Source organism: Pseudogemmobacter hezensis, from assembly GCF_013155295.1.
In the GTDB taxonomy this organism is placed as follows: domain Bacteria; phylum Pseudomonadota; class Alphaproteobacteria; order Rhodobacterales; family Rhodobacteraceae; genus Pseudogemmobacter; species Pseudogemmobacter hezensis.
On sequence record NZ_JABJXT010000042.1, the window covers coordinates 1 to 9572 of the forward strand.

Genomic DNA, 9572 nt, shown 5'->3' on the forward strand with positions numbered 1-9572 from the left:
CAGGGCCCGGCTGTAGCTCGACCAGTTCGTTGTGCGAAAAAGAGGGATCGGCTTGCTCATAGAGCCAACCTAACCCGCTGACTCACAAACATGAATCCATGAGCCGGCCGGATAGTGCAACAAAGCCGTTACGGGCTATCTACGACTCTGGCCGCGTATCCAATACCCGATGGCCGTAAGGTCGGCAGCCTTCGCTCCCTTTGCTTTAAAGAGACGTTTCAGATGGGCGACAGCACGAGCTTCGGCGGCGATCCACACATAATCTTGCCCCGGCCGAAAGGTAGTTTTCTCAGCGCATACTGCCAGATAGCTTTCGCTTTCTGACACTGTGCAGTTCCAGCAAACGTGAGCCCCCCCTAGCGTTGGTATAGCCTTATAGTCGTCAGCGGAAGGCATAACGATATTTGCTACGATGGGCGTTGTCCCGGGCAGATCTTCGAGAATCCGGGCGAAAGCTGGCACGCCCGTAATGTCGGAAAAGATCAGAACCCGTTCGATCTCCGGTGCGATTTTGAATCTACCCTCGGGTTGTCCCATCAGCAGCCCATCTCCGGGGCGGGCATGGCTCGTCCAAGCCGCAGCTATTCCGCCCACATGCTTCACGATATCAATGGTCACCGTTCCGGCCTGCCGGTCTATATTGCGCAGGGTATAGGGACGGGAACGCCCGCGCGACAGGTGCCGAGCGAAAGGGCCCGATGAAGGCGGGTTAAAAATGCCCGTAGCGTCGGGGAACCACAGGCTGACCCATTCATCCGGGTGATCCGTTCCTTGCAATTGCTCCATGTTCTCAACAAGAAAGATCAATCGGCTCAACGAAGGGGACAGATCGTCAACCGACTGAACCGTTATGGTGAAAAGGTCCTTCATGTTACGTCCGCTTCGGACGCAAACAGCCGACGGGGCATGGCAAGGCGAGTGTCCCGCCAGGTAATGGTCTCGAACTCCAGCCCATAGAGTTCCCCAAGAAGTTCGGGATCGTGCAGCCCCGCAATCGGACAATGCGCGGCCAGTTTGCCACCATGCAGGGCGACGGCCTCGTCACACCAGCCCATGGCGAGATTCAGATCATGCAATACCATGATGACGGAGAGAGACCTCTGACGGTTTAGTCTGCGCAGAAGCTCCATCACCTCGATCTGGTGAGCGATATCCAGTGCTGAGACAGGTTCGTCGAGCAGCATCACCTCTGCCCCCTGCGCGAGCAGCATGGCGATCCAGCCACGCTGACGTTCGCCACCGGACAGGGTATCGACCAGCCGATCCGCAAGCGCAGTTGTTCCAGTCAGTTCCATCGCTTCCTCGCAGGCGATACGATCTTTCACGCTGCGCCGCCCCAACAAGCCGTGCCAAGGAAAACGGCCAAGACCCACCAGTTCGCGCAATGTCATACCCGGCGCAGCGGTCGGGTTTTGCGGCAGCCAGGCCAGTTTCCGGGCGAAATCCCGGATCGGCCAGGATTTGATCGGCTGCCCCCTGAAGTGAACTTCTCCTGCGTCCGGACAATCCTGACGGGCCAGCACTTTGAGAAGCGTGGATTTCCCCGATCCGTTATGTCCCAGGATTGCGGTCATGAGCCCCGGTTTGATTTTCAGGTCCAGCGGGCCGAGCAGTGTCCGCCCCTCGACGCGCCGTTCCAGGGTCTTGCAGCAAAACAGTGTCATCGGCTTTTCCCGATCAGCCAAAGGAAGAAGGGCGCGCCCAGCAGTGAGGCGAGGACGCCGGCGGGAATTTCGTAAGGAAACCATATCAATCGTCCTGCGAGGTCTGCGAGAACGAGGATCGCGGCACCCCAGGCCGCAGAGCAGAAGCACTGCATTCCGGGGCTGGTAGCTCCGGACGCCCGCGCCAGATGTGGCGCCATCAGCCCGGCAAAACTGACCGGCCCTACCGCCAGTGTCGAGACGCCGGTCAGAACCGCGACCCAGGCCATGAGGGTAAAGCGCGCGATAACCGGCCTGACGCCGAGAGACCGCGCCTGCTCGGCGCCGAGCGGCAAGATGCGAAGCCAGCGTAGGAACAGAGGAAAGGTCAGTATGGCAAGCAGTGCGACCGCCGCCCCGGCCAGTGCGCCGAAAGCTTCGGAACGGTAGGTCGGCCCCATGCTCCAGGCCAGAATGACGAAGGCGCGGGGGTCGCCGCTGGCGATCATCAGCGACATCAGCGCGCTGGCAAAAGTGCCGAAAGCGACGCCTGTCAACAAAAGGGTACCGGGCGCGAAGCGGTTTCGCGCTCCGATTGCGACGACGAGGATAAAGGCCAGAAGTGCGCCGATCAACGCGCCCGAGAACAGCGCCGCCATTCCGCCTGCGAACAGCCCCGCGATGATGCCGAGCCCGGCCCCTGAACTGATCCCGAGGCTTTCGGGGCTCGCAAGCGGATTGCCCGTGACGCTCTGGATGACCACCCCCGCCAGCGCCAGCATGACGCCCGCCGATAACGCGGTCACGACGCGGGGCCAGCGTCCCGGCCACAACCCGGCGGCATCCAGACCGGGAAGATGCAGGGTTTCAACAAGCGAGAATACAACCGAGACCGCCAAGACGAGGAACGCTGCAACGATAGCTTTCGTCGGATGTCTAGAGGTCGGGCGCGCCTGTCGTGCCGGGGTCTCGGGAATACGGCGCCGCCAGAGCAGAACCAGAAGCAAAACGCCGCCCAATATCGGCGTCAGCACTCCGGTCGGCAGCACGATGGCGATTTGTCCTGAAAGCGCCCGGCTCAGGCTCTGGGTCAACCCATCGGCCAGAAGGAGGATGAACGCACCGGCAACCGGCGCGGCAACAGTTCTGGCCTTCAGGCCGCGAATGCCAAGGCCGGAGGCCAGCAACGGCGCGGCAAGGCCAATGAAACCGATCACGCCGATTCTCGCGGTGACCACCACCGAGATGGCCGTCGCCATCAGCAGGATCAGAAGCCTCAGCCCGGTCACATTGGCGCCAAGACCGCGCAGGTTTTCATCCGATAGCCCAAAGAGCGCCATTCCCCGCATCAGTGTCAGGGCGAGAGGCACAAGAACCAGTAAGCGCAGCACAAGGGTCGACAGATCGGAACCGCCGTTCTGTGCCAGATTGCCGCTGGCCCAGATGAAGACCGAACGCAGATAATCCTGCTGGAACAGCGCAAGCAGCACGAAAACGGCACCGATGGCAAGATTGACCACCAGACCCGCGACAAGCAGCGCCGGATCTGACGAGCGCGGCCCCGCCATGAATATGACGAGGGCCAGTGCGCCCAAACCGCCGAGCAATCCCGCAGCTTCCCGCAGCAAAGGATGGCTGCCCCCAAGAACAACAGTGATTGCTATGGCAAGCTGCGCACCGGACAGGGTGCCCAGCGTGGCGGGTTCAGCCAGTGGATTGCGCAGAACCTGCTGGAACATCAGTCCCGAAAGGCCAAGTGCCGCGCCGCAGATCAGTGCCATCCAGAAACGTGGTAGCAGGGCCTGATCGCGCCAAAGTCGGACGAACTCATCGGACAGTCCGGCCAGAGTAGGCTCGGGTATCGTCAGATTGAAAATGGTCAGACCAACGGCCAGAGCGGCCAGAGACCCGGCAGACAGCACCGGAAACGTAAGGATACGGGTCATGTCGTTCCCAGAAGCCGTGTAAAACGGATGGCGGAGGGCAGGCCACCGAATACCCAGACCGGGGGCAGCAATCTGGTGCGACCTGCCCGGACCTGCGGCAATGCCCGCCAGATGGCGCCTCGTTGCATCAGATCGATTGGTGCGGGTTCGATAATCAGCAGGCGCGCCTCGGGGTGACGGGCCAGTTCCTCGATCCCGGTCGTGGCGAAGCCCCAGATATTGGTGACGCCGGTCCAGGAATTGCGCAGGCCTTTCGCCCGAAGCACATCGTCAAACAGGCTGCCTTGACCGTAGATGTCGATAATGCGCTCATCCGCGAATTTCAGAATCAGCATCGGGCGTTCATCCGCCCCGGCCGGTGTCACCGCCCGGTCAAGATCGGACAGAAGCCGGGCACCCTGCACCTCGCGACCAAGCACGGAGGCCAGTTCCGTGGTGGCCCTGCGAGCAAGGTGAAGAGGATGGCGCGCTGTGGTGTAAAGTGGTAGCGCGCGCACCGGCGCGATGGCCTCAAGACGTGCAAGCGGAACACCATAGCCTTCGAGCGTCACGATCAGATTGGGGCGCAGCGCTCGCACCGCCTCCAAATTGGGCCAATTGCGCAGCCCCACATCCAGAGTGTCCGGTGGTAAGGCGGGCTCGATCACCCTTTGCGCGTAAAGCGGGGCTTCGGCCACTGCCAGGGGCGCATGACCAAGCGCCACCAAGGTCTCGGCCAGCGCCCAGTCAAGCGCAACGATCCGGGCGGGCACACCCGCAAAGGCGGCCCGGCCGTTCGTTAATCCCACAGCAGCGGCCCCGGCGAGAAAGCCCCGCCGGGACAACGCATGTCCTGTCACCATTTGTAGCTCAGGCTGGCCGAGACAGCGCGGCCTGGCCCCCAATAGCATCCCGAAGCGCTCAGGCACGTCGAAACATAGCGTCGATCCGCCAGATTGGTGACGTTGAGGCTGAGTTGCGCCCCATCGTAACCCGCCGCACCCAGATCATAGCGGATCGCGGCATCCACCACTGCAAACGAGGGAACACTGAACTGATTGGCATTGTCACCGAAGGTCTGTCCGACATAGCGCACACCACCGCCCAGGCTCAGTCCACCCCAAGCATCTGCCGATTGCAGCTTGTAATCCAGCCAGAGTGCTGCCTGGGTTCTGGGCACGAATGCCGGGCGATTGCCCTGATAGCGGTTGTCCCTGGTGATTTCTCCGTCGCTGTAGGCCCAGGAACCGATGATGCTCAGACCGCTGGTCAGTTCGGCTTTGGCCTCAAGTTCAACGCCTCGTACCCGGACCTCGCCGGTCTGGGTGTTGAAGCTGGTGTTCACCGGGTCTGGTGTCAGCACATTCTGCTGGGTCAACTGAAACGCCGAAAGCGTAACCATGACCGGCTTGCCTTCGGGCGCATAGCGCAGGCCAAGTTCGAACTGATCCGCTGTTGTCGGACTGAAAGCAACACCGTTGCGGTCAGTCCCGCCCGCCGGGTAGAATGAGGTCGAATAGCCGATATAGGGCGAAATGCCATTGTCAAAGTGATAGACTGCCCCGAGGCGGCCGGTCAGCTTGCCATCGCTCTGCTCGACGGTGCTGTCCGTGGCCAAGGTTGTCGTGCGGGTGGTCGTATCCGCCCAGTCATAGCGCAGCCCGGCGGAAAAAACGGCTTTGCCCCAGGTGATCTGGTCTTGCGCATAGGCCCCGACCTGCTTGCGCGTCTGCTCGATGGTCATCGCAACCGGGGGTCGGCTGATGCCGCTGCCGAGATAGGTCGGATTGAACACATCCCAGCCCATGGAAACAAAGCTGAGGGAGGTTTCGTCGAATCGGCTCTTCTCACGCGAAGCATCAAGGCCGAAGAGCAGCTTGTGCTCAACCGCACCCGCGCGGATAATTCCTGTCAGATGGGCATCATAGGCCCAGATCTTCGATGTTTCCGGGAACCCCCAGGCATAGCGCGCCGCCTCGGTCGGGCCGCAGGCAAGCGTCAGGCAGTAGAGTTGCACGCGCTGCGTGTCGACATCGGCCTCGCTGTAGCGCAGCACCTGATTGAAAGACCAGTCCGGGGTGATCTGCTTTTCCAGCCGCAGACCAAGTTGTTTCGAGGTGCTCTCGAAATGGTCAAAGCCAGGTTCGCCAACAAAAGTTGACCGCGGCAGATAGCCCCTGACAGGATCGGGATAGAGCGTGCCATTGGCGGAAAGGGAGGGCGCGCCGCCACCCCCCGGCGAGTCGATGTTCTGATATTCGCCGAAGACGGTCAGGCTGAGCGTCGGGTCGATTTTCCAGGTCAGCGAGGGCGAGATATAAACCTTGCGCTCGCTCATATGGTCATATTCGCTGTCGCCATCCCGCGCCATCGCCACGAAACGGTAAAGCACGTCGCCTGCCTCATCCAGTCGGCCGCCGAAATCGACGCCGACCTGCTTGCGCGCGTAAGAGCCGAAGGACAGTTCGACCTCGCGCACGTCCCTGTCCACGGGGCGTTTCGAGACGACGTTGACGATACCCCCGGGTGTGGCCTGCCCATAGAGGACCGAAGCGGGGCCTTTAAGAACCTCGATCCGTTCCAGTCCGAAGGGCTCTGCGCGCGATTGGGCATAGCCGCGCGCACCGAAGTTCTGCCTCAGCCCATCGGCATAACGATCCGGGCGGAAGCCCCGCACCGTCAGCCAGTCATGGCGCAAGTCGTTGTCGCCATATTGGCCCACCACGCCTGGCGTATAGGCGAGCCCGGACACGACGGAACGCGCCCCCTGTGCCTTTGCCTGATCTGCTGTAACCACATTTACAGCCTGAGGGACATCTCGCAGGTCTGCTCCTGTCTTGGTGCCGGTGCCACTGGAATAGGCAACAATCCCCGGCGCAGCCCCGAACGGATCCTCACCGAAAAGAATGATTGTGCCAAGGACTACCGCGCCGCTTTCGTCCACCAGACCGGCTTCGGGACGCATGGTCAGCGTATCGTGATTGACCACATTCGGTTGGAGTCCGCTTTCGCCCAACATGATGTCGAGTGCCTGCCGGGGCGTCATCACACCAGAGACCGCGACACTTTGGCGACCCGCCATCAGCCGGTTATCTACCACGACCTGAAGCCCGGTCTTGCGGCCCAGTTCCAGCACGGCACTGGCCAGCGGCTGAGCTGCGATGTCTATACGTTGCGCCTCCTGTGCTTGTGCTGTGCCTGTCGCGAGGCATACCAGCGAGGCTAAAGCCGCCAGCCGTCCCTTCATTCCGTGCATCCTGTCTTCCCCATGGATCTGGTTACGAACAAGAGACAGTTTCGGGGGGCGGGGTAATTACAGCGGGCGCAAAATTATTTTGTCCGAATGATGATCACCCCACCCGGCAGACGAGACAGGCGCACCGGCAATGTCCGCGCGATGGTTTCAGGGGCGTCGGAAATGCGCGACAGTTTGAATATTGCTGTGACCGGGATACGGCGGGCCGCATCGCTGATCATCACGTTCCACCCTGCATTGCGGCCCAGCACATCCATCACTTCGCCAAGCGGGGTCGCCTCGAAGACAAGTATACCCTGGCGCCAGGCGGTTTCGGTGTCGATGTCAACGGGTTGCGCATTGGTGGCAAGGGAGCCGCCGATGGCCAGCTTATGGCCCTCTTCCACAACGGTTTCCACCTGACCATTCCGGGCGAGAACCCGATGTTCGGTGACGGTCAGGCTGACCTGATCCTCGAAAAGCCGGACATTGAATGCGGTTCCCAATGCGATGAATTCCGCCTGTCCGGCGTTGACGATGAACGGCCGCTCTGGATCAGTGGCAACCTTAAAAAAAGCCTCCCCAAGGTGGAGTACAAGCCTCCGCTCCTTTGTTGCATAGTCCATAGAAAGCGCCGAGCCAGCCGCCAGTTCCACCCGACTTCCATCCGGAAGCAGAAGTTCACGGGTTTCGCCCGCAAGTGTTCGATAGTCGGCAAAGCGCCCGGGGCGTGTGAGCCATACTGTAAGCGGGGCCAGGACAAGGGCGCTCCCGCCTGCGATGGCCGCCCTGCGCGACAATCGCCGCCGCCGCCGTATCTCGGCCGTGACCGGATTCAGCCGGTTCCAGAAAGCCTCGGCTTGTGTCCAGGCTTTCGCATGTTCAGGAACTGCATGCCAGCGCGCGAACTCTTCCCGGAGATGATCATCTGCCTTTGTGTCGTTCAGGCGCACAAGCCATTCCAGGGCCTGATCGTCGGGAGAACTCATGCCGCTGTTTACATCTCCAATATCTTGCGCAAATCAGAAAGCGCCCGGACGATTTGCACCATCACCGTGTTCCGGGAAATACCGAGCCGACTTGCGATCTGATCATAGCTGAGATTGTCGACGCGCGACATGATAAAAACCTCACGCCTTTTTGTTGGCAGGCTTGCGATTGCGCTCATGACGAGCAAAAGCTCCTCCCTGGCAATCATGCGCTCTACGACCGCAGGGGCGGGATCAGCGACCTCGGGAAGCTCCGAGATTTCTGGGTTCCGCCTCTGCGTCGCCAGCGCGTTGATGGCCAGATTGCGGGCCGACCGCAGCAGATAAGCACGCGGATCACGAATTTGGCTTGTGCTTCGATCCTTGTCCAGAACTCGCAGGAATGTGTCGTGGATCAGGTCGTCCGCCATGCTCAGATTGCCGGTCATCTTTGTGAGGTAGCGCCGCAGGCCGGGGCGCTCCTTGATGTAGATGCAGGCGAGGTGAACGGAGTCGGGCATCAGGAGACTTGGGCTCCTTGAGCGGATGGGAGCGGAATACAAATTCCCAACTAAATGAATCAGAAAATAATTGCAAGGGTCGGGCACAGACCTGAACTGAAGCGGCACGATACCGCGCTGCTGAGATTATGGGAATTTACGTAGGTCCGCCCCCCTGGATGCCATAGCGGTCTTTTACTATCCCTTCCCGACGTTTTCCACGAGCCAAGCCTTGATCAGCGACTGATAGGGCATGTCGCGCTTGTTTGCCGCTACCTTGATCCGGTCCAGCAGGGCGACGGGCAGTCGCAGGGAGATCGAGGTGGAGGTGGGCTTGAGGTTGGGCATGGTGACCCGCTCGGCCTGGCTCCAATCGACATGCTCCGCCGAGTCATGGCTTTCCCAGAATGCCCGTTCTTTCGCTTCGGTCTCGAAGTCGGGGATCGGCTTATGCTTCCTTGCCATAGACATCTCGCTCCTTTCGGCTCATGTCGCGGGCGGAGATCACCCGCAGGAGGGTTTCCCCGTCGCGCAGGGTGAAGGTGATGTGCAGCCTTCGCCCGTCATCGGTATGCCCGAGGGCGTGGTATCGAACCTCGCCCTCGCTGTGTTTCCTGTCGGCCAGTACCAGAAGCGGCTCATTGAAGAAGACCTGTTCCGCTTCCGACTGGCCGACCTCGTGCTTGTCGGCGTTCTTCCGGGCATTGCCATCGTCCCAGTCGAAGCCTCTGATCCGGGTCCAGTCGATCATGATTGTATATTGGAGGAATATACGGATTTGTCCAGCCCCGCAGCTTCCCCAGTCATCATGCTTTGGACTGTTGATTTTCACTCGGAACTGACCCGGGCAGGCGCATAATTTCCACTGAGATTTGACCCATGTGACCCTTCCCCTGAGCGCGCTGAGCGTCGGGGGGCAATGGAGTGATCCACATGGGACTTTTGAACGTCATCCGCCGTCTTGCGCTGCGAGAGAAGCTACCGATCCGGGAGATTGCACGGCGGACCGGGCTCTCTCGGAACACCATCAAGAAGTATCTGAAGTCAGGTGCGATCGAGCCGAAGTTTGCGGTGCCGGAGCGGCCGAGCAAGCTCGACCCGTTCGCGGATAAGCTGTCGGCATGGCTGAAGACCGACAGCACGAAGTCGCGCAAGCAGCGCCGGCCGCTGACACTGTTGTTTCTCACCCAGAACTGAGCCGTTTAAGGGCATAATTTTCACTGAGAACTGAGCCATGTGAACCTTCCTCCAAAGCGGTGAGCGGCGGGGGCAACGGAGTGATCCACATGGGACTTTTGAAC

9 protein-coding genes and 1 pseudogene are annotated in these 9572 nt (G+C 60.7%); 1 reads left to right on the plus strand and 9 read right to left on the minus strand.

What is annotated here, in order from left to right; genetic code table 11:
* Positions 1-135 precede the first annotated feature (135 nt).
* From HOY34_RS21440 to HOY34_RS21480, 9 genes are all read right to left on the minus strand, one after another.
* Complete coding sequence (locus HOY34_RS21440; RefSeq protein ID WP_172366674.1) at positions 136-870, minus strand: siderophore-interacting protein; 735 nt, start codon at positions 868-870, stop codon at positions 136-138.
* Positions 867-1664: an ABC transporter ATP-binding protein gene (locus HOY34_RS21445; RefSeq protein WP_172366676.1), complete on the minus strand. Its 798-nt coding sequence runs from the start codon at positions 1662-1664 to the stop codon at positions 867-869. Before HOY34_RS21445 ends, HOY34_RS21440 begins: the two co-directional genes overlap by 4 nt.
* The gene (locus tag HOY34_RS21450) at positions 1661-3589 is read right to left on the minus strand and encodes an iron ABC transporter permease (protein WP_172366678.1); all 1929 of its coding nucleotides are present in this window, start codon (positions 3587-3589) and stop codon (positions 1661-1663) included. The genes HOY34_RS21445 and HOY34_RS21450 overlap by 4 nt, the downstream gene beginning before the upstream one ends.
* Complete coding sequence (locus HOY34_RS21455) at positions 3586-4377, minus strand: ABC transporter substrate-binding protein (protein WP_172366680.1); 792 nt, start codon at positions 4375-4377, stop codon at positions 3586-3588. The genes HOY34_RS21450 and HOY34_RS21455 overlap by 4 nt, the downstream gene beginning before the upstream one ends.
* 47 nt (positions 4378-4424) lie before the next feature.
* Positions 4425-6815: a TonB-dependent siderophore receptor gene (locus HOY34_RS21460; RefSeq protein WP_253944595.1), complete on the minus strand. Its 2391-nt coding sequence runs from the start codon at positions 6813-6815 to the stop codon at positions 4425-4427.
* A gap of 83 nt (positions 6816-6898) precedes the next feature.
* The gene (locus tag HOY34_RS21465) at positions 6899-7792 is read right to left on the minus strand and encodes a FecR family protein (protein ID WP_172366683.1); all 894 of its coding nucleotides are present in this window, start codon (positions 7790-7792) and stop codon (positions 6899-6901) included.
* An 8-nt stretch (positions 7793-7800) separates the two neighbouring features.
* Positions 7801-8292 (minus strand): RNA polymerase sigma factor, encoded by a 492-nt coding sequence (locus HOY34_RS21470; RefSeq protein WP_172366685.1) that lies wholly within the window; start codon positions 8290-8292, stop codon positions 7801-7803.
* Positions 8293-8469: 177 nt separating this feature from the next.
* Positions 8470-8736: a BrnA antitoxin family protein gene (locus tag HOY34_RS21475; RefSeq protein WP_172366687.1), complete on the minus strand. Its 267-nt coding sequence runs from the start codon at positions 8734-8736 to the stop codon at positions 8470-8472.
* Positions 8720-9022, minus strand: coding sequence for a BrnT family toxin (locus tag HOY34_RS21480; protein ID WP_172366689.1), 303 nt, complete (start codon positions 9020-9022; stop codon positions 8720-8722). Before HOY34_RS21480 ends, HOY34_RS21475 begins: the two co-directional genes overlap by 17 nt.
* Positions 9023-9204: 182 nt before the next feature.
* Here HOY34_RS21480 and HOY34_RS21485 point away from each other — a divergent pair.
* Positions 9205-9435 (plus strand): annotated as a pseudogene (locus tag HOY34_RS21485) (helix-turn-helix domain-containing protein); the annotation flags it as partial.
* Positions 9436-9572: the final 137 nt, after the last annotated feature.

Excerpts from the sequence above, each read along its gene's own strand:
- HOY34_RS21440 (WP_172366674.1), bottom strand. The coding sequence starts at position 870 with ATGAAGGACCTTTTCACCATAACGGTTCAGTCGGTTGACGATCTGTCC.
- HOY34_RS21445 (WP_172366676.1), bottom strand. The coding sequence starts at position 1,664 with ATGACACTGTTTTGCTGCAAGACCCTGGAACGGCGCGTCGAGGGGCGG.
- HOY34_RS21450 (WP_172366678.1), bottom strand. The coding sequence starts at position 3,589 with ATGACCCGTATCCTTACGTTTCCGGTGCTGTCTGCCGGGTCTCTGGCC.
- HOY34_RS21460 (WP_253944595.1), bottom strand. The coding sequence starts at position 6,815 with ATGAAGGGACGGCTGGCGGCTTTAGCCTCGCTGGTATGCCTCGCGACA.
- HOY34_RS21465 (WP_172366683.1), bottom strand. The coding sequence starts at position 7,792 with ATGAGTTCTCCCGACGATCAGGCCCTGGAATGGCTTGTGCGCCTGAAC.
- HOY34_RS21470 (WP_172366685.1), bottom strand. The coding sequence starts at position 8,292 with ATGCCCGACTCCGTTCACCTCGCCTGCATCTACATCAAGGAGCGCCCC.
- HOY34_RS21475 (WP_172366687.1), bottom strand. The coding sequence starts at position 8,736 with ATGGCAAGGAAGCATAAGCCGATCCCCGACTTCGAGACCGAAGCGAAA.
- HOY34_RS21480 (WP_172366689.1), bottom strand. The coding sequence starts at position 9,022 with ATGATCGACTGGACCCGGATCAGAGGCTTCGACTGGGACGATGGCAAT.